Source organism: Treponema sp. R6D11 (genome assembly GCF_054786075.1).
The window spans coordinates 1-556 of sequence record NZ_BDHD01000741.1 but is presented as its reverse complement, the minus strand read 5'-3'; the positions used below and the strand labels follow the sequence as shown (position 1 = coordinate 556).

General features: G+C 41.7%; 1 protein-coding gene. It reads right to left on the bottom strand.

Annotated features, from left to right (window positions below; genetic code table 11):
• The coding region (locus tag ACYVTD_RS15830; protein WP_461248648.1) for a hypothetical protein at positions 1-522 on the bottom strand (522 nt) is incomplete at its 3' end.
• Between the last annotated feature and the right edge of the window lie 34 nt (positions 523-556).

The window sequence follows — 556 nt, the reverse complement described above, 5'->3', positions numbered from 1 at the left end:
GTTATCAACCTTTCCGTTACCATCGAAATCGCAACGTGCTTCTCCATAGCCGAAGTTACAAGCTAAGATTTGGTGGTCGACATCGTTGATGTAGCCGTCTCCGTTGAAATCGCCCCAATGCATATAGATGTATCCAAGATCAAGCCCGTTAACGCCAAGATCAATCAACATCTCTTCGTTGTTTGTTCCAACAAAAACGTTCTCGATTGTTAGCGGTGTCCAGCCTGTTCTTGCAATTACGAATTTGTATGTTCCTTTTAGAACGCTGTTGAACACTAACGTCATCTCATCGCCAACCAAATCAATATCTAGAGGTACGATACGTTTCGCTGCGTCTTCGCCTTCTTCGATTGCATACACTTTAACAGCTAGGTTCGCATCGTTTAGAGCTTGAAGCGATGTCAGCCCCTCGATGATGATGTTACCCTTAATCGTTATTTTTGTTTTAGCAGAATTATATTTTTCGACAAGAGTAAGCTTCTCATCAACGAATTCTAATGTGCTTTCAGATTGCGCTATCAAAACTACATTCGTGTCTTGTTGAGCAGTATTTTCC